The sequence below is a fragment of the Acinetobacter sp. TWP2-2-3 genome, assembly GCF_049896445.1.
Lineage (GTDB): Bacteria > Pseudomonadota > Gammaproteobacteria > Pseudomonadales > Moraxellaceae > Acinetobacter.
In genome coordinates, this window is the sequence record NZ_JAFCUI010000014.1 from 28,826 (window position 1) to 50,420 (window position 21,595).

A 21,595-nucleotide genomic window follows, 5' to 3' on the forward strand; every position below is an offset into this window, starting at 1 on the left:
CACTTTTTCTATATTAATCTTCAGCTTTAGAGGAATGCACCGTGCGTTTAAAAATCGCGAAAGAAAGCTTACTGAATGTTCTCTCACATGTCGTAGGAGCGGTTGAACGTCGCCATACCTTGAATATCCTGTCTAACCTGAAAATTCAGGTGACTGCGCAAGCATTGACCGTGACCGGTTCCGACCTGGAAGTCGAACTGGTGGCGAGTACAGCACTGGCTGAAGGTGCATGTTTGCAGGAAGGTGAGACCACAGTTCCTTCACGTAAGCTGATTGATATCTGTAAGTCACTTCCTTCAGCGGCATTGGTGGATTTACATATTACTGAAGATCAGCGCTGTATCCTTAAATCGGGCAACAGCCGTTTTGTATTGGGGACATTGCCTGCTGATGATTATCCATTACTGAACACTGAAAACACCCAAGGCACGCAAGTGACGGTGACACAGCGTGAGCTAAAACGTCTATTTGAAAAAACTGCTTTTGCCATGGCGGTTCAGGATGTACGTTTTTACCTAACCGGTACTTTGCTGGAAATCGATACCAATCAGCTACGTGCAGTCACTACCGATGGCCACCGTCTGGCACTATGTGAAACAGCGGCACAATCTACTGCAACACAGCCGATTCAGGCGATTGTGCCACGTAAGGCCGTTGCAGAATTACAGCGCCTGCTCAGCGTTGAAGATGAGCAATTATCTCTATTGATCGGTCGTGAACTGCTCAATGTGACCATCAATATGCCAAGCCGTGACAAGGAACAGGCGGATATTACCGTGCGTTTCACCACCAAGCTGATTGATGGTAAGTTCCCGGATTATCGCCGTGTGATTCCACGTGGTGGCGACAAAGTGGTGATGATCGCACATGACGTGTTCAAGCAGTCTTTGCAACGTGTGGCGATTTTAAGTAATGAAAAGCTGCGTGGTGTGTTTCTAAACTTTAATGCCGATTCTTTGCAACTTCGCGCCAATAACCCGGAGCAGGATGAAGCGATTGAAGATCTGGCGATTCAATATGCTGATTCACCGCTAGAAATGTCATTTAATGCGCAGTATCTGATTGAAGTACTCGGTGTGCTTGATGGCGATGATGTGTCAATGACCATGACTGAAGCGAATCAGTCTGTCTTGGTACAAGACCCGGCGCATACGGATCAAACCTATGTCGTCATGCCGATGCGTGTTTAAGCCGCGGCTCTTGATATTTATATAAGACATGCATATTACGCGTTTACATATTGAGCGTGTGCGGAATTTAAAGACGGTTGCTCTCCACGGATTGCAGCCGTTTAATGTTTTTTATGGCCAAAATGGTTCAGGTAAAACCTCGATTTTAGAGGCGATTCATTTACTTGCTGCTGGTCGTTCTTTCCGTACCCATATTCCCAAAAATTATATCCAGCATGGCGCACAGGATGCGATTGTGTTTGCACAATCTGCGACTGAAAAAATAGGCATGCAAAAAATGGCCAGCGGGGAACAGTTGATCAAGGTCAATGGCGATCTAGTGGCAACTCAGGGACAACTGGCCAAACTGTTACCCTTGCAACTGATTGATCCACAAAGTACCGATATCATCGATCATGGTGCCAAACCACGACGTCAATTGCTCGACTGGTTAATGTTCCACGTGGAACCAGAGTTTTATCATGCCTGGCAATATTATTCTCGTGCGCTGAAACAGCGAAATAGTCTGCTCAAAAGCAAACGCTTTCTGAGTCTGTCTGATCTGGAACCGTGGAACCAGATGCTGAGTGAATATGGTGAAATCCTGCACTCGCAACGTGTCGGGATTGTGGAACAATGGAAGCCATTTTTTGAAGATGATCTGAAACAGTTATTACCTGAATTGCAAGTCAGTCTGGAATACAGTCCGGGCTTTCATAGTGAAACCGGCCTGCTAAATGATCTGACCAACCAGCATGAAAAAGACTGTGAGCGACGCTATACCGAATATGGCCCACATCGCGCAGATTTGCGTTTAAAGACCCCGATGGGGGATGCTGATGTGATCCTGTCGCGCGGGCAGAAAAAGCTGCTGATGATCGCACTAAAACTGTCGCAAATCGCAATGCTACATTCTTGTAATAAGGAAACTGTGGTATTATTAGATGATGTGACAGCAGAATTAGATTTAACCGCACAACAACGTTTAATTGAGCGATTGAGCCAACTTGGTAGTCAAGTTTTTATTACCACCTTAGACCATGAATCAGTACAAAAGCACTTACATGATTTGTCTATCTCATATCAGTTATTCAGTGTTGAAAACGGTACAGTTCAAGTTGTGCAATAATATTTTTTGAGTTTTACCCATCTTTGGATAGACCTATTTTTCACTAGGGAGAAACCATGAGTTCAGAAGATCAAGCTGCTTCTCAAACAGAACAAACCATTGAAAAGGCTTATGATTCCTCTAGCATCAAGGTATTACGTGGTTTAGACGCAGTCCGTAAGCGTCCGGGCATGTACATTGGTGATACAGACGATGGTACAGGCCTGCACCACATGGTGTTTGAAGTAGTCGACAACTCGATTGATGAAGCCTTGGCAGGCCACTGTGATGAAATTATAGTGACGATCCATGAAGATGAATCGGTTTCAGTTTCTGATAATGGTCGTGGTATTCCGACCGACATTCACCCTGAAGAAGGTGTGTCTGCAGCAGAGGTGATTTTAACCATTCTGCATGCCGGTGGTAAGTTCGACGACAACAGTTATAAAGTGTCTGGCGGTCTGCATGGTGTCGGTGTTTCCGTAGTCAACGCACTGTCTGAAAAACTCGAATTGACCATTCACCGTGCCGGTAAAATTCATGAACAAGAATACCGTCATGGCGATTCTCAATATCCATTAAAAGTAGTGGGCGATACCGATAGAACCGGTACTCGTGTCCGTTTCTGGCCAAGTGCCGAGACTTTTAGTCAGACCATTTTTAATGTTGATATTTTGGCGCGTCGTTTGCGTGAACTGTCGTTCCTGAACGCAGGTGTGCGTATTGTGCTGCGTGACGAACGCATTAATGCCGAGCATGTCTTTGATTATGAAGGTGGTCTGTCTGAGTTCGTTAAATATATTAACGAAGGCAAAACTCACCTGAATGATATTTTCCATTTCACTGCTGCACAGGCCGATAACGGTATTACGGTAGAAGTCGCATTGCAGTGGAATGATTCTTATCAGGAAAATGTACGTTGCTTTACCAACAACATCCCGCAAAAGGATGGTGGTACGCATTTGGCCGGTTTCCGTGCTGCGTTGACCCGTGGTTTAAACAACTACATGGACAGCGAAAATATCCTGAAAAAGGAAAAAGTTGCGGTATCGGGTGATGATGCGCGTGAAGGCCTGACTGCCATCGTGTCAGTCAAAGTACCTGATCCAAAATTCTCTTCACAGACCAAAGAAAAACTGGTGTCGAGTGAAGTGAAAACGGCTGTTGAACAGGCCATGAACAAGGCATTTTCTGAATATTTATTGGAAAATCCACAAGCAGCCAAAGCGATTGCTGGCAAGATCATTGATGCAGCACGTGCGCGTGATGCAGCGCGTAAAGCACGCGAAATGACACGTCGTAAGAGTGCGCTGGATATTGCCGGTCTTCCAGGTAAACTGGCCGATTGTCAGGAAAAAGATCCAGCTTTGTCTGAACTGTACCTGGTCGAGGGTGATTCTGCAGGTGGTTCAGCCAAGCAAGGTCGTAACCGTAAAATGCAGGCGATTTTACCGCTGAAAGGTAAGATCCTGAACGTGGAACGTGCCCGTTTTGACCGCATGATTTCCTCTGCTGAAGTTGGTACGCTGATTACCGCACTCGGCTGTGGTATTGGTCGTGAGGAATATAATCCGGACAAACTGCGTTATCATAAAATCATCATCATGACCGATGCTGACGTCGATGGTTCACACATCCGTACGCTGCTGTTGACCTTCTTCTTCCGTCAAATGCCAGAACTTGTGGAACGTGGTCATATCTATATTGCCCAGCCACCACTGTACAAGCTGAAAAAAGGCAAGCAGGAACAGTACATCAAGGACAATGATGCACTGGAAACTTACCTAATTTCGAATGCGATTGATGAGCTGGAACTGCATATCAGTGCAGAAGCGCCTGCGATTCGTGGTGAAGCACTGGCGAATGTGATTGCTGATTATCAGACTTCCCAGAAGAGCTTGGCACGTTTGACCCAGCGTTATCCTGCGAGTCTGCTTGATGCACTACTTTCACTGGAAGGTTTTAAGCTGGATCAGCTGGAAGACAAAACCTATGTGGAAACATGGGGTGAGAATCTGCGTGCAGCGATTGAAGCCATTCAGCCAACATTACGTCCAGAATTAACCCTGGAGCGTTTTGAAAAAGAACTGGCAGATGGTCAAAAAACTGCAAGCTGGTTGCCACGTATCACGATCTATGTACATAACTTGCCACATAGCTACCTGTTAGACTCAGTACTGTTAGGTTCAAGTGAATATGCACGTTTATTAAAGAATTCAAAGAGCTGGTTTAGTCTGCTTGAAGATGGTGCATATTTGCAAAAAGGCGATCGCAAGATTCAGGTCAGCAATTTCCATCAGGTTTGGCAACATATCTTGCAGGACTCACGTCGTGGCATGATGATCCAGCGCTATAAAGGTCTGGGCGAGATGAATGCGGAACAGTTATGGGAAACCACCATGGATCCAGACAACCGTAACATGCTGCAAGTGACAGTTACCGATGCGATTGAAGCGGATCGTATGTTCTCTTGCTTGATGGGCGATGACGTAGAACCACGTCGTGCTTTCATTGAAGAAAATGCCTTGAATGCAGATATTGATGCATAACCCTTCAGGATAAAATCAGATATAAAAAAGCGCCTTTCGAGGCGCTTTTTTTAGACCAATTTTTTTACTCATATCCTGTGAGCTAGGCAAAATAAAGTAATTTTGGACCGATTTTTAGATATGGAACGGGTTCATTTAGGTTTTAAAAAGCCAAGTTGAGTAAGCCAAATCGACTCTAAGAAAGGGTTTATGTATAGAGATTACCAACTCGGGAGAATACCTGAAATCTGGAGTGAATCTATCGTTATAAAAATGATCTGCATCAGAACTTCTAAAATAATTTTTGAATAGGAAAGTGAGGTAGAAAGACGTTCTTTATACGATGAGAAGTTTGCATGCAGTTCACGACACTAGGTGAAAACTGGATCAGTCAAAGTGGTATTTAAAGATGCGTGTAATAAAAACAGATCGAATACTTTAGGTGGATTCGACTAAAAAATAATAAATCGCCTATTCAGAAGATCCAATATCTCAAAAATAAATAAAAAGCTGCTAAAACTAAATTTTAAATTTTCAATAGCTTATAAGAAACTTGGTCTAATACGCTAAATAATACGTGAATAATATTGCTTCAAGCATCTAGAAAGCCTGATCAGAGATGTGGATAACTCTAAAGTTATCCATAATTTTTATGTGAATAAGATAGTATTTTTCCGCAAGCTTTAATCCACGTATTAATTCTTTATTTTAAATTCAAATTTGAAATCGATTATCTTGTGGATAAGTGTTTTTAAATTTAAAATAGCATTTTAAATTTAAAGCTAGATTTGGCGATATATTGCTAGTATGACCAGACTATTCCTTGGATTGGCTTTAAAATAAAAAATTATTATAAATTAAATACTTGTAAATATAGTGTAGTTTCTCTAATCATTACCGTGGAACATATTGTTAACTAAAAACTCAAGATGTAGCTAAACTACATAATTGATTTAATAATCAAGTGAACTTTCATTTTTATTTAAAATCATACTTTTATCGATTTTTGCTTAACTTTTTTATTTCTCATTTTTGAGTTATTTCTTGATTTCATTATTGAAAATCGGGCATTTCTTTTATTACTCGATAGAAAAGAGGGAGGGAATCGCTGAAATGATATTGATTAGGAACAAGAAAAAGAGGATTGATAAAATGACGATGAAAAATAAAAAAGCGCCTGACGGCGCTTTTTTTTAATCATATTTATGGTGTTAGAATGACTTTACGACAGTCTTCTTCCTTTTTATCAAAAATACGGTAACCTTCCGCAGCATCTTCCAGTTTCATGCGATGGGTAATAATCAGATCTGGAGACAGATCTCCATTTTCAATATGTTCTAGCAACTGCGGCAAGTAATTATGCACATGGGTTTGTCCCATTTTAAAGGTCAAACCTTTGTCAAAGGCATCACCAAACAGGAAGCCATGAATTGGACCGGCATAAACTCCAGGTACACTCACCACACCGCCGCGACGGACCGCTGCAATACATTGTCTTAGCGCTGAACCACTCGAACCTTCTAATTTCAGGTTGGTCATTACGGTTTCCAGCATGCTACCTTTGGCTTCAAAACCGACCGCATCAATGACGGCATCGACTCCACGATAACCCGTAGTATTTTGAATGATAAATTCAGCGGCATCGACTTCATCAAAATTGACGGGAATTACCCCATAGGTTTGATGCGCGAAACGCAAACGGTAAGGGTGGTGATCGACCATAAAGATCTGCTCGGCACCGAGCATCCGCGCGCAGGCAGCAGCCAGCAGACCGACCGGGCCAGCACCATAAATCGCCACACTGGAACCTCGACCGACTTGGGCATTATTCACTGCTTGCCACGCAGTTGGCAGAATATCGGTCAGGAATAATACTTTTTCATCAGGCAGGGAACCCGGCACCTTAAATGGTCCGACATTGCCTTTGGGGATCCGTACATATTCAGCCTGACCACCCGGTATACCACCATACAGATGGCTAAAGCCAAATAAAGCTGCCCCTGGTGGGATCTGTTTTTTGTTGAGAATTGCACCACGACCGGTATTGGTATTTTCACAGGCAGCCATGAGTTCATGTTCACAGAAAAAACAGTGACCGCATGCAATCACAAAGGGAATAATCACCCGGTCACCTTTTTTGACTTCGGTTACTTCTGGGCCGACTTCTTCTACAATTCCCATAAATTCATGGCCGAAAATATCACCGTCTTCAGTGGCCGGAATTTTCCCCCGGTATAAATGCAGATCTGAGCCACAGATGGCGGTGGCTGTCACCCTTAAAATAACGTCATCTGGTTCCTGAATCACTGGATCTGGAACGGATTCAACTCGTACATCCCGAGCACCATGATAGGTAAGAGCACGCATGCGGATTTCCTCTCTCTAGTTCAACATTAAACAGACTCGTAGCAAGGCTGCCAAAAATTAAAAAACATTTGTATTAGAGCCTTAGGATGAAACAGCGCGCTGTAAATTAATGTATGAAATAAGGCATCCAACTGTTTAAAAAATAAACTTATATAGGGTTTGTGTAATTCATGACCTTATGTGTCGAATGAATAGAAAAGAACAGAATTAAAGAAACATCTAGACGTAGATGAAAAAATACAGGGGGGAAAATGGAAGAGAAAACATTAAAAATAGTGAATAAAAAAGAGATGAACAACGTTGGTCATTCATCTCTTATCTTAAATCTTACTAAAAGAGCTTTAGAACGTCTGTTCCAGACTTTCCAGTTCCATCATCAGTTCTAGCATTTGCTCTTCGGCTGTTTCCAGTTTGGCTTTTAGCTCGGTTTGCTCATTCATCAGTTTCAGCAAATCATTTTTACGTGATGCTTCGTATAAAGCACTGTCACCCAGCAGGTTTTCAATTTCAATCAGGCGCGGCTGTAGTTTGGCCATCTGTGTTTCGCATTTTTCAATATTCTTGCGAATCGGACGACTTAGTTCCCGCTGGCGAGCAGCTTCCTTACGTTGTGCTTCCTTGTCCAGTTTGGAAATAGTCGGTTTGACTTCGACTTGGGATTTCACCGGTTCTGCTGGCTTTTGCCCATTTTTAATCATCTCAATACGGGCTTGGCGTAACCAGTCAGCATAGGCAGTAAGATCACCATCAAACTCACGGCATTGACCATTATGTACCAGTAGCAGTTCATCACAGACGCTGGCGATGAGCTGACGTTCATGCGAAACTAGAACTACCGCGCCCTGAAAATCTTGTAAAGCCATAGTCAGTGCATGACGCATATCCAGGTCTAAATGGTTGGTCGGCTCATCCAGAATCAGTACATTCGGACGCTGCCAAACAATCAGCGCTAGGGCCAAACGTGCACGTTCACCACCCGAAAAACTTTCACTCGGCGTATCCATACGTTCGCCACTAAAACCGAAACTACCCAAGAAAGAACGCAGGCTGGCTTCACTGATTTTTTTATCGGCAATACGTGCCAGCTGTAACATCGGACTGGCATTACCATCCAGTGCATCCATCTGATGCTGGGCAAAATAACCAATATTCAGTAGCTCTGAATCTTTACGCAGGCCCTGAATCAGTTTCAGGTCACCGACCAGCGATTTAATCAGCGTGGATTTACCTGCACCATTCATCCCGAGTAACCCGATCCGGCTGTTGGGCGTGATCTGTAAATTTACATTGGTAACAATCAGCTTGTCGCCATAACCAATATCGGCATGTTCCAGTTGCAATAACGGCGAACTCATTTTGGTCGGTTCGCGGAAACTGAAAGTAAATGGTGTATCGACATGGGCAGCAGATAGTTCCTGCATACGTTCCAGCTGTTTGATCCGGCTCTGTGCCTGTTTGGCTTTGGTCGCTTGTGCTTTAAAACGGTCAATATATTTTTGCAGATGCGCGCGGGTTTCCAGCTGCTTTTCATACGCCTGTTGCTGCTGTGCCAGACGTTCACTACGGGTACGCTCGAAAGTCGAGTAGTTGCCGGTATATAAAATCAGTTCCTGATTTTCGATATGTAAAATGTGATCGGTAATCGCATCGAGGAAATCCCGGTCATGCGAAATCAGCACCAGCGTACCTTCATAAGCCTTGAGCCAGTCTTCTAGCCAGAGAATCGCATCCAGGTCCAGATGGTTGGTCGGTTCATCGAGGAGTAGTAAATCTGAACGGCTCATCAAGGTACGCGCCAGATTCAGACGCATACGCCAGCCACCGGAAAAACTTGAAACATCCAGCTGTGATTGATGTTCAAAGAAGCCCAGACCCGCCATCAGCTGCGAGGCTTTGGCAGGAGCCGAATAACCTGAAATTTCATCAAAACGGCCATATAAATGTGCCAGTTCTGCATCATCCAGTTGATCCGGCTGATCGAGTTTTTGCTGAATATCCCAGTATTCTTCATCGCCCGACAATACGAAATCAATGGCTTTCATATTCAGTGCTTTGATTTCCTGAGCCATATGCGCCACGGTCCATACCGCAGGTCGGGTCAGCGAACCGGTGTCCGATTCCATGCCGCCCAGCAAGGCTGAAAACAGGGTTGATTTTCCAGCACCATTGACACCGGTTAGGCCAATTTTCCATCCTGGGTGTAACTGCATCGACGCTTTTTGAAATAAAACACGTCCACCGCGACGTATAGATAACTGGTCTAACTGAATCATTGAGAAATCAAAGCTAAGAAATAAGATGCGCCTATTCTAAAGGAAAGCCCTGTGAAAATGAAAAATCTTACCGATTTTGCTGAAATGAATCAGTTTTCATCTCTGTCAATTGATTTGGGATAGACGCATAAGTTGAGTAAAAGCTCTATTTTATGCATGAACAGTGGTTTATAGTTCAGGCTGATCGAGTAAAAAATACCATAGAGTCAAATAAAAATGAAAAAGGGATGTTTAATTTTGTCGGCACTGGGTCTTTTGGTGTCGACTTCAACTCAAGCCAGAGTGAATGTCTGTGTTTTTGATTTGCTGGGAAAATCTGGTGAATCTTATAAGCTGCTGGAGGAATGGGCGCTGGCAGCAAAAGGCTGGGGTGCCGAAATTCAGCTAAACGCCTATCAGGATGAAGCCAAAGTCGATCAGGATGTCAAAGCAGGAAAATGTGATGCTTTCTATATGACTTCGATGCGTGCCCGCGCCTATAATAAATTTGCCGGATCGATTGATGCAATTGGCGGCGTGCCGAATAATGACATTGCCATGAAAGCCATCAGCTATGTGCTGGATAAACGCAATAGCAAACGCCTAATCACCCAGATTGGCAAAGAAAAATTCGAAGTAGCAGGCATCGGCCAGATTGGGCCAGCCTATATTTTTGTTCGTGATCGTACTCTAAATAAACTGGAACAGGTCAAAGGCAAGAAATTTGCTGTGCTGCATTATGACTATGCGCAAAAAATCATGGTCGACCGGATTGAAGCCGTACCGGTCATGTCGGAAATTTCCAATTTTATTCGCAAGTTTAATCAGGGCGAAGTGGATATTGTCGCTGCACCGGCTTATGCATTTAAACCGCTGGAATTACAGAAAGGACTAGGCCGTCAAGGCGCAATGATTAATTTTCCGGTGATTAATGTCACTGCTGATCTGATTATTCGTCAGGAAAAGTTTCCGGCAAGCTTTGCCGCACAATCCCGAAACTGGTTTGTGAAACAGTTACCGCGCAGCTTTGCCATGGTCAAGCGCATGGAAGCTGAGATTCCAAGCAAATATATTCTGAATCTAAGCCGTGAAGATCGTGTGGCCTACCAAAAGATTCTGCGTGATGGGCGGATCGATTTAACCAAACAGGGGATTTATGATCAGGGCATGATGAACGTATTGAAACGCGCGCGTTGTACGGTAGAAAGAACCAATTTTGAATGTTCGATTGGTGGCGAATAAATCTGAAATCATGTATATCTTTGTAACTATATCTGGGTAAATGTAATTATAAGAAAGCAGTTTTAAATATTAAGATATTGATATTTAAATATATATTTAAAAAATAACTTAGGCAACTATTGCTGATTTATCTTTATAGGCCAAAATGCCGGTTTTAAATGGAGTAAATGCTCTATTTTTTTTAATTAAACTTGCTTAATATTTGTCCCGTGTACGGACACTCAGCGAATAACAAGATTTCAAAGGATAACTACAATGAAAAAAACACTCTTATCATTGGCTGCATTCTCTGCATTTGGTTTTGCAAGTGCGGCGCATGCAGAAAAAGTCGATATCTGTGTGTTTGACTTACTGGGTAAATCCGGTGAGTCTTTCCAGATGGCGCAAGAATGGGCACTGGCTGCAAAAGGCTGGGGCGCAGAAATCAATCTGATTGCCCGTCAGGATGAAGCGGTTGCCGACAATGACTTCAAGGCCGGTAAATGTGATGGTGTGTTTATGACAGCCATGCGTGCCCGTCAATACAATAAATTTGCCGGTTCTATTGATGCACTGGGCGGTGCACCAAGTAATGCCATTGCCCAGCGTGCGATCAGTTTTGCTCTGGACAAACGTAATGCAGCGAAAATGGTCAGTAATATGGGCGGCAAAAAATACGAAATTGCCGGTATTTCACCGTTGGGTTCAGCATTTATTTTTGTTCGTGACAAGAATATCAATTCGATTGAAAAAGCCGCAGGGAAGAAATTCGCCGTACTTGGCTATGACGATGCCCAGAAAATCATGGTACAGCGCGTCGGTGCGCAGGCAGTGATCTCCGATGTTTCTAACTTTGTCGCCAAATTTAACAATGGTCAGGTGGATATGGTCGGTGCACCTGCTTATGCCTACAAGCCATTAGAAATCTATAAAGGTCTGGGTAATAACGGCGCAATGTTTAATTTCCCGGTACTGCATGTCACCTCTGATTTTGTGATTCGTCCGGAAAAATTCCCCGCAGGTTTTGGACAGAAATCGCGTGACTGGTTTATCAAAAACCTGCCAAAGAGCATGGGGATGATCAGCCGTCTGGAAGCGGGTATTCCGTCGAAATATAAAATGAATCTGAGCGCTGAAGATAAAACCAAGTATCAGAAAATGTTACGTGATGGCCGGATGGACATGACCAAACGCGGAATCTATGATGCCAGCATGATGTCGGTCTTAAAACGTGCGCGCTGTTCTGTCGATAAGGCCAACTTTGAATGTTCAATTGCTGGCGAATAATCTGATTTTTAAAGAAAAAAGCTTAGATTGATCTAGGCTTTTTTTATGGCTGAACCAGGTCAGATCTGCCATTGTGCAGCGAATAAAATAGCTTAAGCTTGAGCTAAATATTAAATTCGCATGTTTTATATAAAAAACAATCACATGTGACTAAAACTGCAATAACAAAAACAAGCGATAAGGAAATGATGATGCATAAAGGATGGAAAGCACTGGCATTGGCTACGGCAACACTGGCTGTTTCAGGTTTGGCACAAGCCAAACAGGTGATTTGCGTATTTGATCTGGTCGGTAAAAACGGTGATGTCTATAGTGTGATGAAAGACTATCAGTTGGCGGCCAAAAATTGGGGTGCAGATGTCGAACTGCGGGTGAATACCAATGAAGCGGTGGTTGCAGAAGATTTTAAAGCTGGAAAATGTGACGGCATTAGTGTGACCGGGATGCGTGGCCGTCAGTTCAATAATTTTACCGGTTCACTCGATGCTATTGGCGCGATTCCAGATCTGAATCTGGCAGTTAAAGTCATGCAGGGCTTGGCCAGTCCCACCTTCGCCAAACATATGCTGCAAGGTAAATATGAGGTAGTCGGTGTCATTCCTGTGGGTGATGCTTTCCTGCTGGTGAACGACCGCAGTATTAATACCGTTGCTAAAGCCGCTGGTAAAAAAATTGCCGTACTTGATTATGATGAAGCACAAAAAATCATGGTACAGCAGGTCGGCGCACAGGCGGTGAGTGCCGATGTCACCAATTTTGGTGCCAAGTTTAACAATGGCCAGGTGGATATTATTGGTGCACCAGCAGCAGTATTTAAACCGCTGGAATTACATAAAGGTTTGGGTAATAAAGGCGCGATTGTGAATTATCCGGTGTTGCAGGTCACAGGCAATATCATTATCCGTCCAGATAAATTTCCGGCAGGTTACGGACAAAAATCACGTGAATGGGTGAGAAGTCAGTTACCGCGTGCCTTTGGTATTTTGGGGAAAATGAAAGCGGACATTCCAGCAAAATACTGGATGGATATTCCTGCTGCAGACAAATCGGGTTACCAGAAAATGATGCGGGATTCCCGAATTGACCTGACCAAACGCGGTGTTTATGACAAACGTATGATGAAATTGTTATGGCAATTCCGCTGCAAACAGAACCCGAAAAACTTTGAATGTGCCTTACAGGATGAGAACTACAAATAATCCTGATAAAATTACTCTGATTTGACTTTTAATCTGTAGAGACTGACCATATATTGAGTGTGCTATACTTAAACATGGTCTTTTCTTTTTAAAGACATTCCATTCAACAGAGGAATCCGCCATGAATGCCCAAGCGCTTGTGCTCACCGACAATGCCGCAAATAAAGTACGCCAGTTGCGTGACAGTGAAGGTAACCAAGACTTAATGCTCCGTGTCTATGTGACCGGTGGCGGCTGTTCAGGTTTCTCTTATGGCTTTAATTTTGCAGAAAGCCAGAATGAAGATGATGCAGAATTTGCCAATGGCGATGTTAAAGTCCTGGTCGATTCATTGAGTTATCAATATCTGGTCGGTTCGGTGGTAGATTATTTAGAAGGTCTGGAAGGTTCACGTTTTGTGGTACAAAACCCGAATGCGACCACGACCTGTGGTTGTGGATCTTCATTCTCGATCTAAATCCATGCACAAAAAAAAAGTCCTCTCAATGAGGACTTTTTTATATCTGGAAGAACGTTTAGCTATCCAGTTTTACCGCTTCAAGCAGGTCAAAGATCACGGTAGTGACATCCTGACTCAACTCGCGGTTATTGAAAATTTCATAGGCGCTAATGGTAATGTCGGTATCGCTTGGCAACAGACGCTGTTCTTCTTCGATCAGGTCATTGATCGGTAATAAGGTCTGTTTGATTTCCAGATGCAGAATATCTTTATATTCCAGATTTTCATCGTCGAGTTCAATCAGTTGTTCATTGAAATAAGGCAGCAAAATCGAATGAAGATAGGGTTGGATGTCCTCGATATCAAAGATTTCGATATCACGGGTTTCATCAATCGTACTAATGTGGTCATTTACTTCAATTAAAATATGGTAGTAACTCACACGAATCTCCAAAGATGGCCTGAACAATGTAGCCAATCACAATAACATGAAATCAGAATAGAGTGTTTTTTATAATACTTATACACTTAAATTAATTAGGGAATTCAAGCTGATCACTTAACGGTTATAAAGCAAGGTCTTGTCTGCAGGTCGCAGCTGGAAGTGTTGCAGATTCTGTTTACCCAGCACCGGATACATCAGTGCTTCCGGGTCATTATGGTGATACAGCCCCAAGGCATGTCCGAGTTCATGTGCCAGAGTCAGACGGAGATCATCTTCTGCATCAAACTGATAGACATGAATTTGATCACCCATAAACACGCCTTTATGAAATTCGCGGGCAGGGAAACGCTGTTGGGCTTGAATGATATTCTGCTGATGGTTTTGCAGACCATGTTGATGCATGGAAACATTCATATTAAAGGAACTTTGCTGTTCCTGAAGGTACTGAAGTTCCCGTTGAAAACTTTCCGATTTGCGCTGTAAAGCCAAAACCTCATATTCAATCTGCTCATGTTCATAAGCAGATAAATTTGGCTGACGGCGTCGTTGCTGTAAGGCCTGAAATTCACTATTCATCTGATCTCTTTGCTGGATCAGGCGTTGCTGCTGACTTTCCAGATGCTGATGGGATGCTTCCAGATTTTTGACCTGACGTTGATACTTGGCGTCATCTGCCAGCAACTGTTTTTCGACTTTCTTCAAGGCATCATAGTCTTGCTGGCGTTGATCATAGATCAGGTGAATACTCAGCCTGGCATTTTCATCATAGACCATCAAATCATCACGATTGCTTCCCTGATGCCAGATTTCGATCGCTTCCTTGCTCAGTTGAATGACTTGATCTTTACTTAGTCCAAAGCCTGAATCGACCTGATCAATTCGGAAACGTAAGCGTGTATCGAAAGGATGCGTCAAGCGATCAGCCAGCGAGTTATAGCGCAGTTGAGGATGGGTTTGGGCCTGCATATGTAGATAGGCAGACATGATCAATCCCACTACGAGCAGACAGAGCAGAAGACGCATATTTTTTATTTAAATGTCTATTTTTTAAAAATATAGCTTAATTTTAATGCCTTTCCCATGCTTATTTGCATCATCCTTCAGCTTTTGGATAAAGCCCTAATTTGGCCAAAGCCTGCTGCAAAATTTCAAGGCGGATCGCCGGATCTATACCATTTTGCATCTGCATATTGAGTGAAAATGCCACGATTTCAGCCTGCGGTGTTTCAATCCAGCCGGTGAGCCAGCCGACTTGCGGTTCCACATCCATGCCCCAACCGGATTTGACATATAGTCGATAAGCTTTCCGCTCCTGTAAAAATAACATGGCTTTGACTTGTTGCTGGACTTGAGGATCAAAGGCCAGTTGCTCTCGGGCCAACGCAGAAACAAATTGGACTTCCTGTTTTGGAGTAACTTTCAAAGGGCCTACCAACCAGAAGTTATCGACCTGTTGACCAATCTGCTGATTACCAAATTGGATGCGTTGTACTTCCTGTTGCATCAATTCAAGGCCAATGCGACGTGCCAGTTCCTGATACACGGGTACAGCAGAAGCTTGCATGGCTTCGCCGAGAGTCATGTCTTTTTCCCAGGCTGCAAAACTGCGTTTCTTGCCATCCCATTTAAAAATTTCATTGGTTGTGGCTTTGCCATGTTGCAGGCCAATCAGGGCATTGAGCATTTTAAAAGTAGAGGCGGGAACATATTCGGTATCTGCACGGCTTAAATCATTACCATAAACCTGTATCTGTTGACCACGCTGAATCACTAGAACACCCGCGCTTTGCGCCTGATCAAATAATTGGGCAATGGCTTGAGTCGATTGAGTCGAAGTGCTTTGAGATAGGAGAGATGAAACGGGCAGGCTACACGCTGTCAGGCCCAAGCAACTAAGTAAAGGCAGCAAAATCAGAATTTTCATGGGTTCAGGGTATTTTAATGTTGGATTTAACTTAAACAGCTTTTCCTGAAAATACGATCAAATTTTAGTAATTTTTATTTTATTCTTTTAAGTCGAGACATAAAAAAACCGCGCTTTCGCGCGGTTTTTTCAGTTAAAGCGACAAATTATTTTTTGTCATCTTTCACTTCAGTGAACTCAGCATCTACAACGCCGTCGTCCGCTTTTTGAGATTGACCTTCGCCGCCTTGGAATGCATTCGGGTCAAAACCTTGCGCACCGCCTTGGCCTTGAGCAGCTTCATATGCACGTTGTGTAATTGGCATGATGATATTTTGCAGCGCTTCAGTTTTCGCTTTGATTTCTTCAACGTCATTTTCTTTAGTTGCAGCTTCAAGCTCAGAAACCGCCGTTTCAACAGCAGTTTTTTCGTCAGCTGTTACTTGTTCACCAAGATCTTTCACTGCTTTTTGTGAAGAAGCAACTAAAGCATCCGCTTCGTTACGAGCTTTTGCAAGCTCTTCAAACTTACGGTCTTCTTCAGCATTTGCTTCAGCATCTTTGATCATTGCTTCGATTTCAGCATCAGACAAACCTGAGTTTGCTTTAATCTGGATCGATTGCTCTTTACCAGTGCTCTTGTCTTTCGCAGATACTTTCAAGATACCATCAGCATTGATGTCGAAAGATACTTCAATTTGTGGCACACCACGTGGCGCAGGTGGAATGTCACCTAACTGGAAGTTACCCAACAGTTTGTTTTGCTGCGCCATTTTACGTTCACCTTGGTAAACTGAAATGTCTACAGCAGGCTGGTTGTCCGCAGCAGTTGAGAATACTTGAGATTTCTTCGCAGGAATCGTGGTGTTTTTCTCGATGATTGCAGTCAACACGCCGCCCATGGTTTCAATACCAAGTGTCAACGGAGTTACGTCAAGTAGAAGTACGTCAGTTTTGTCACCTGAAAGTACCGCACCTTGAATCGCAGCACCCATGGCGACTGCTTCGTCAGGGTTTACGTCTTTACGTGGCTCTTTACCGAAGAACTCTTGAACCTTCTGTTGAACCATTGGCATACGTGATTGACCACCCACTAGGATCACGTCAGAGATGTCAGAAGTCGAAAGACCAGCATCTTTAAGCGCAATACGGCAAGGCTCAATGGTACGCGCAACCAGGTCAGCAACCAGACCTTCTAATTTTGCACGTGTTACGTTGATCACTAAGTGTTTAGGACCAGTCGCATCAGCAGTGATGTATGGAAGGTTGATTTCAGTTGCATTTGAAGATGAAAGTTCGATCTTCGCTTTCTCAGCAGCTTCTTTTAAACGCTGTAACGCCAGTGGATCTTGTTTCAGGTTAAAGTTTTGTTCTTTCTTGAACTCTTCAACCAGGAACTCGATTAACGCGTTATCGAAGTCTTCACCACCTAGGAATGTGTCACCGTTAGTCGACAATACTTCGATTTGCTGGTCACCATCAAGGTCAGCAATTTCAATGATTGAAACGTCGAAAGTACCACCACCCAAGTCATAAACCGCGATTTTACGGTCGCCTTCTTTCTTGTCCATACCAAACGCAAGTGCCGCAGCAGTTGGCTCGTTGATGATACGTTTAACTTCTAAACCTGCAATTTTACCTGCATCTTTAGTTGCTTGACGCTGTGCATCGTTGAAGTAAGCAGGAACAGTAATAACAGCTTCAGTTACGGTTTCGCCCAGGTAATCTTCAGCAGTTTTCTTCATCTTTTTCAAGATTTCAGCAGAAACCTGTTGTGGCGCCAATTTTTTGTCGTTGACATCAACCCAAGCATCACCGTTGTCAGCTTTGATGATTTTGTAAGGAACCAGACCGATATCTTTTTGTACCGCTTGGTCTTCATAACGACGACCGATCAGACGTTTGATCGCGAACAATGTATTTTTCGGATTCGTTACTGCTTGACGCTTTGCAGATTGACCTACCAGAATTTCGCCATCTTTATAGGCAATAATAGATGGAGTGGTACGCGCGCCTTCAGCGTTTTCGATTACTTTAACTTTGTCGCCTTCAAGTACTGCAACACATGAGTTTGTAGTACCTAAGTCAATACCAATGATTTTAGCCATTTGGATGTTTCCTCTAAAATTTTTTTGTGATTTACACTTGTTATCCGATATGAGAGCCGTTCGATTTTTTTCAAGTAAAATTTTTGAAAAATTTCACAAACTCCCGAATTTATTTGGCTTAAGCGCCGACCATCACCATGGCAGGACGCAATAAGCGACTGTTAAGCGTGTAGCCTTTTTGCAAAACAGTCCCAATTTCATTTGCTTTGGCATTTGGATCAATCCCGACTGCCTGATGCAGGTCAGCATTGAAACCGTTGTTGGTATCCACTGCCACAACCCCAAATTTCTCCAAGGTATGCAATAAAGATTTAAGGGTCAGTTCAACACCTTCACGCAATGGTGTTTGCTCTTCACCTGCAGCCACAATGGCACGTTCCAGATTGTCGACTGTTTCTAGAAGCTCTTTAGAGAACTTTTCCAGAACTGTATCTTTATGCTTTTCAGATTCACGCTGAATACGTTCAACACTCTTTTGTGCTTCATAAACTGCATTGGCGGTACGGGCTTTTTCTAACTTTAAATCACCTTCAAGCTGCGCAATCTGCTCTTGTAAAGACTCAACGGAAACTTCAGCCTGCTCGGTTTCAGCTTGAGTTTGCGCTGTATCTTGTTCCGCTTGCTCTTGCTCAAGTTGTTGAGCTTGCTCGTTTTGCTCAGTCGCCATTGATTTACTCCGTTTAAATGGGTTCTTAAACATGTACAGTCCTTAGGCCTCAGTGTTCACTGCGTTTATGCTGAACTGCCATGGTTGTGAAGTTCTTGATTACCTAAAGAAATCGGGGCAGGGTGTAAAAATTCAAGCGTCGACCCAGATTAAATTTAAGATTTATACAAAATACTGAATCCAGCGGATAGCAGAACAAGCTATTCAGAACACAACAGCAGGATAGGATGAGAATAAAATACACGGACATCAGCAGCGATGAATCCGAATTTTGAACTGAATAGATTTAATTGGCGACTAAATCTAAGAATTAAGTATTTGAAAATAAATATAAAAAATGAATAATCGTATTTTTGAATCAAATTAATAATTTTAATCCGTTTTAAGTATTGGTAAAAAAATTGCATCATACTTCTATTAACAGCGACCTTGTTCAGAGGAGAGAGCCGAACCGGGTTGCTGTTGCCCTATTTTAGAGTTGCTTTTTTCAAGCTGAGTATCCCCAAAACTCAGCTTTTTTTTGCCTGTTTATTTATTAGACATAAAAACGATTAATATCTAAGCAATAAAGTCTTTCACAATAGATGAACTTTTGATTAATATTTATTCCAGATTCTATCGCTGTAGTTTCTTCTTATTTTGAAATGTGTTTTCGTGGCTTATCCTGTTCTCTAGATAAGCCTTTTTTTGTCCAGAATTTACCTTTTTTGAATTTGTTGGAATCAGTCGTCTCTATTTTAGCGGTTTGTAAGATAAAACTTACAGCTTGGATAGTGAATGTCCGCTTCATGAGAGCAAGTTGATTCGATAGGATAATTTATATAGAGAATAGGATGTTCTGGTTGAATTGCTGAGAAGCATAAGCGAAGTGGAAGTTCGTTTAACATAACCCTCTGCAAAGGCCCTAAATAAATTTTCTTTAGGGCCTTTGTCTATCTGGCAGCTATCTTTTTCCATTTAAAAAGCCCAGTCTGGGCTTTTAATACAGAAAATGATTCAAGTCTTAATCGCGACGATCGCGTGAACGTTGTTCTTGATGACGTCGGTTGTCATTCCAGCGTTGATTAGAACGATTTTGCTGGACTTTTTTACTGCGTTGATCTGTTACACGTTTACGCTCCAGATCCTGACGACGTTTACGTTCTGTCTCTGCCTGTTTTTGCCGTTGCGTCATGATATTTTTACGTTGCTGTTCATGGCGCTGTCGTTCCAGTTGGCTTTTACGTCGATCCAGCTCTAACTGTCTTTTACGATCCTGCTCCCAATTGCGACGTTGTAATTCCTGTTTACGTCGATCCAGTTCAATGCGTTTGCGTTGCTGTTCATATTCCCAACGTTGCCGCTCATAGCGACGATCTTGTTCATAACGCCGGTCCAGTTCATAGCGACGGTCATAACGCTGATCATAGCGGCCATCATAATAGTCACCATCTTCAGGAAATGCGACGCAGCCTACAGCTAAAAATGCAGTCGCCAAAGACAGAGCTATAATTTTGCTAGCCATAGGCATCCTCCCGATTTGTAATAAAAAATATACTTAAGCTCGCAAAAGTACGTCAAAAATAACCTTTAAACGGTCAATGACATCTTTTATAAATGAGGGTAACGTATCGAGTAGAAGCTATATGTACATTGATATTAAGACTTATATAAGAATATGGTCACTGAAACGCTAATCGTGTAGAAACTATGAAGAATTAAGAGAATAAGGACTAAAAATAATGACTGTGAATCCTCCGGTTCTGAAAAGTGTGATGGAAAAGGGACAAGGGACGGCAGCGCGTATGCTGGACCGCTTACCTGGCATTGCACAGGAAGCATTAGTTAAGGCTCTGGATTATCCTCATGTTTATCCTGATTTAGATCCATTGGTTAAATGCCTGATGGCCATCCAGATAAAACAGGGGCATAGCAGTTTTATCAGTGAGGATCTGGCTCATTCGCGCACATTGTTTGATGCACGCATGAAAGCGATCGCGGCTAAACCAACTACTGTCAAAGTCATCGAAGAGCTGCGCCTGCCTTTGCAAAGTGGCAGCATCTTTGCCCGGCATTATCATCCAGCTCCACAAAAGAAGTTGCCGATGGTGATTTTTTATCATGGCGGTGCATTTATGGTGGGCGGTCTGGACAGCCATGATGAATTCTGTCGCTTGCTGGCAGTACATGCCAAAGTGCAGGTGCTAAGCGTGGCTTATCCGCTGACGCCAGAATTTAGCCCCTTGCAGATGGTACAGGTTTGTGAAGATGCCTTGGCTTGGGCACATCAGCATAGTAAGCAACTAAAAATCTATAAAAATCGTATTGCCGTAGCAGGGGACAGTGCGGGCGGAAATCTGGCTACTGTGGTGGCACAGCGCAGTGCAGGTAAATCTTATGCCGCACGAGCACAGCTTTTGCTTTATCCGGCGGTCGACTTTAAAAGTCGCCATCCTTCTTTTTATGCCTATAAAGATGGACTGGTACTTTCGGAACAGGATATTGATCTGGTGACCTTAATGTATGCCCAAACCCATCAGATTGAACTGGATGATCCGCTGATTTCACCCACCTATGGTGAATTGCAAAACTTGCCGCCAAGTTATGTGATTACTGCACGTCATGATGTCCTGCATGATGAAGGTTCAATCTATGCACATAAACTACGTCAGAATGGCGTGAGTGTTCATTATCATGAATATACCGATCAAGCACATGGTTTTATTAACCTGACGCCGATCTCCCGCCGTGCCAAAAAATATGTGATTGAGATCAGCAAAAATTTCCGCAAATTTTGGGACAAAAATAGGGTGTGTTGACACTTTTAGCTTAAAAAAATAGCGAAGTAGTAAAATCAAATCGCCAAACCCAATTTTACTATTCGCTATGCCTCGTACCATGCTGACAGATCAACACTGGCAAA

16 protein-coding genes are annotated in these 21,595 nt (G+C 43.0%); 8 read left to right on the forward strand and 8 right to left on the reverse strand.

Going from position 1 to position 21,595, the window contains the following annotated elements:
- Positions 1-41 precede the first annotated feature (41 nt).
- Genes dnaN through gyrB form a run of 3 tightly spaced genes read left to right on the forward strand, consistent with a single transcriptional unit; the run spans position 42 to position 4,826 of the window.
- Positions 42-1,190 (forward strand): DNA polymerase III subunit beta, encoded by a 1,149-nt coding sequence (gene dnaN, locus ACP7AK_RS14005; protein ID WP_425880142.1) that lies wholly within the window; start codon positions 42-44, stop codon positions 1,188-1,190.
- 28 nt (positions 1,191-1,218) lie between these two features.
- On the forward strand, positions 1,219-2,298 hold the full coding sequence (recF, locus tag ACP7AK_RS14010) for a DNA replication/repair protein RecF (protein ID WP_114541696.1): 1,080 nt from the start codon (positions 1,219-1,221) through the stop codon (positions 2,296-2,298).
- A 56-nt stretch (positions 2,299-2,354) separates the two neighbouring features.
- Positions 2,355-4,826: a DNA topoisomerase (ATP-hydrolyzing) subunit B gene (gyrB, locus tag ACP7AK_RS14015; protein ID WP_148335201.1), complete on the forward strand. Its 2,472-nt coding sequence runs from the start codon at positions 2,355-2,357 to the stop codon at positions 4,824-4,826.
- A gap of 1,182 nt (positions 4,827-6,008) precedes the next feature.
- On the opposite strand, the gene ACP7AK_RS14020 is transcribed toward gyrB, so the two are convergent.
- On the reverse strand, positions 6,009-7,172 hold the full coding sequence (locus tag ACP7AK_RS14020) for a zinc-dependent alcohol dehydrogenase (RefSeq protein ID WP_001202407.1): 1,164 nt from the start codon (positions 7,170-7,172) through the stop codon (positions 6,009-6,011).
- A 341-nt stretch (positions 7,173-7,513) separates the two neighbouring features.
- Complete coding sequence (locus tag ACP7AK_RS14025) at positions 7,514-9,445, reverse strand: ATP-binding cassette domain-containing protein (RefSeq protein WP_129717334.1); 1,932 nt, start codon at positions 9,443-9,445, stop codon at positions 7,514-7,516.
- Between the two features lie 216 nt (positions 9,446-9,661).
- Between ACP7AK_RS14025 and ACP7AK_RS14030 the strand changes: the two genes are divergently transcribed.
- The 4 genes from ACP7AK_RS14030 (at position 9,662) to erpA (ending at position 13,588) form a co-directional block, all read left to right on the forward strand.
- A complete protein-coding gene (locus tag ACP7AK_RS14030; RefSeq protein WP_425880143.1) occupies positions 9,662-10,666 on the forward strand; it encodes a putative solute-binding protein in 1,005 nt (334 codons plus the stop codon).
- Positions 10,667-10,921: 255 nt separating this feature from the next.
- Positions 10,922-11,932: a putative solute-binding protein gene (locus tag ACP7AK_RS14035; RefSeq protein ID WP_005094844.1), complete on the forward strand. Its 1,011-nt coding sequence runs from the start codon at positions 10,922-10,924 to the stop codon at positions 11,930-11,932.
- A 191-nt stretch (positions 11,933-12,123) separates the two neighbouring features.
- A complete protein-coding gene (locus ACP7AK_RS14040; protein ID WP_425880147.1) occupies positions 12,124-13,131 on the forward strand; it encodes a putative solute-binding protein in 1,008 nt (335 codons plus the stop codon).
- Positions 13,132-13,252: 121 nt separating this feature from the next.
- Positions 13,253-13,588 carry an iron-sulfur cluster insertion protein ErpA gene (erpA, locus tag ACP7AK_RS14045; protein ID WP_004281944.1) on the forward strand — a complete coding sequence of 112 codons (336 nt, stop codon included), beginning with the start codon at positions 13,253-13,255 and terminating at the stop codon, positions 13,586-13,588.
- A 58-nt stretch (positions 13,589-13,646) separates the two neighbouring features.
- Here the strand turns inward: erpA and ACP7AK_RS14050 are convergent, their stop codons facing one another.
- From ACP7AK_RS14050 to ACP7AK_RS14075, 6 genes are all read right to left on the reverse strand, one after another.
- Positions 13,647-14,024 carry a hypothetical protein gene (locus tag ACP7AK_RS14050; RefSeq protein ID WP_016806936.1) on the reverse strand — a complete coding sequence of 126 codons (378 nt, stop codon included), beginning with the start codon at positions 14,022-14,024 and terminating at the stop codon, positions 13,647-13,649.
- Positions 14,025-14,129: 105 nt separating this feature from the next.
- Positions 14,130-15,038: a matrixin family metalloprotease gene (locus ACP7AK_RS14055; protein WP_005094835.1), complete on the reverse strand. Its 909-nt coding sequence runs from the start codon at positions 15,036-15,038 to the stop codon at positions 14,130-14,132.
- A 70-nt stretch (positions 15,039-15,108) separates the two neighbouring features.
- Positions 15,109-15,939, reverse strand: a complete 831-nt coding sequence (blaOXA, locus tag ACP7AK_RS14060; protein ID WP_425880144.1) for an OXA-134 family carbapenem-hydrolyzing class D beta-lactamase — start codon at positions 15,937-15,939, stop codon at positions 15,109-15,111.
- Positions 15,940-16,085: 146 nt separating this feature from the next.
- Positions 16,086-18,026, reverse strand: a complete 1,941-nt coding sequence (dnaK, locus tag ACP7AK_RS14065) for a molecular chaperone DnaK (RefSeq protein ID WP_004647118.1) — start codon at positions 18,024-18,026, stop codon at positions 16,086-16,088.
- Positions 18,027-18,144: 118 nt separating this feature from the next.
- Complete coding sequence (gene grpE, locus ACP7AK_RS14070; protein WP_004647116.1) at positions 18,145-18,693, reverse strand: nucleotide exchange factor GrpE; 549 nt, start codon at positions 18,691-18,693, stop codon at positions 18,145-18,147.
- 1,003 nt (positions 18,694-19,696) lie between these two features.
- Positions 19,697-20,197, reverse strand: coding sequence for a hypothetical protein (locus ACP7AK_RS14075; RefSeq protein WP_425880145.1), 501 nt, complete (start codon positions 20,195-20,197; stop codon positions 19,697-19,699).
- Between the two features lie 217 nt (positions 20,198-20,414).
- Here ACP7AK_RS14075 and ACP7AK_RS14080 point away from each other — a divergent pair, with 217 nt between their 5' ends.
- Entirely contained in the window at positions 20,415-21,491 is a 1,077-nt protein-coding gene (locus ACP7AK_RS14080) for an alpha/beta hydrolase (protein ID WP_253173799.1), read from the forward strand.
- Positions 21,492-21,595 lie beyond the last annotated feature (104 nt).

What these genes read in the sequence shown, in the direction of transcription:
- recF (WP_114541696.1), top strand. Translation starts at nt 1,219, where the DNA reads ATGCATATTACGCGTTTACATATTGAGCGTGTGCGGAATTTAAAGACG.
- gyrB (WP_148335201.1), top strand. Translation starts at nt 2,355, where the DNA reads ATGAGTTCAGAAGATCAAGCTGCTTCTCAAACAGAACAAACCATTGAA.
- ACP7AK_RS14020 (WP_001202407.1), bottom strand. Translation starts at nt 7,172, where the DNA reads ATGCGTGCTCTTACCTATCATGGTGCTCGGGATGTACGAGTTGAATCC.
- ACP7AK_RS14025 (WP_129717334.1), bottom strand. Translation starts at nt 9,445, where the DNA reads ATGATTCAGTTAGACCAGTTATCTATACGTCGCGGTGGACGTGTTTTA.
- ACP7AK_RS14030 (WP_425880143.1), top strand. Translation starts at nt 9,662, where the DNA reads ATGAAAAAGGGATGTTTAATTTTGTCGGCACTGGGTCTTTTGGTGTCG.
- ACP7AK_RS14035 (WP_005094844.1), top strand. Translation starts at nt 10,922, where the DNA reads ATGAAAAAAACACTCTTATCATTGGCTGCATTCTCTGCATTTGGTTTT.
- ACP7AK_RS14040 (WP_425880147.1), top strand. Translation starts at nt 12,124, where the DNA reads ATGCATAAAGGATGGAAAGCACTGGCATTGGCTACGGCAACACTGGCT.
- erpA (WP_004281944.1), top strand. Translation starts at nt 13,253, where the DNA reads ATGAATGCCCAAGCGCTTGTGCTCACCGACAATGCCGCAAATAAAGTA.
- ACP7AK_RS14055 (WP_005094835.1), bottom strand. Translation starts at nt 15,038, where the DNA reads ATGCGTCTTCTGCTCTGTCTGCTCGTAGTGGGATTGATCATGTCTGCC.
- blaOXA (WP_425880144.1), bottom strand. Translation starts at nt 15,939, where the DNA reads ATGAAAATTCTGATTTTGCTGCCTTTACTTAGTTGCTTGGGCCTGACA.
- dnaK (WP_004647118.1), bottom strand. Translation starts at nt 18,026, where the DNA reads ATGGCTAAAATCATTGGTATTGACTTAGGTACTACAAACTCATGTGTT.
- grpE (WP_004647116.1), bottom strand. Translation starts at nt 18,693, where the DNA reads ATGGCGACTGAGCAAAACGAGCAAGCTCAACAACTTGAGCAAGAGCAA.
- ACP7AK_RS14075 (WP_425880145.1), bottom strand. Translation starts at nt 20,197, where the DNA reads ATGGCTAGCAAAATTATAGCTCTGTCTTTGGCGACTGCATTTTTAGCT.
- ACP7AK_RS14080 (WP_253173799.1), top strand. Translation starts at nt 20,415, where the DNA reads ATGACTGTGAATCCTCCGGTTCTGAAAAGTGTGATGGAAAAGGGACAA.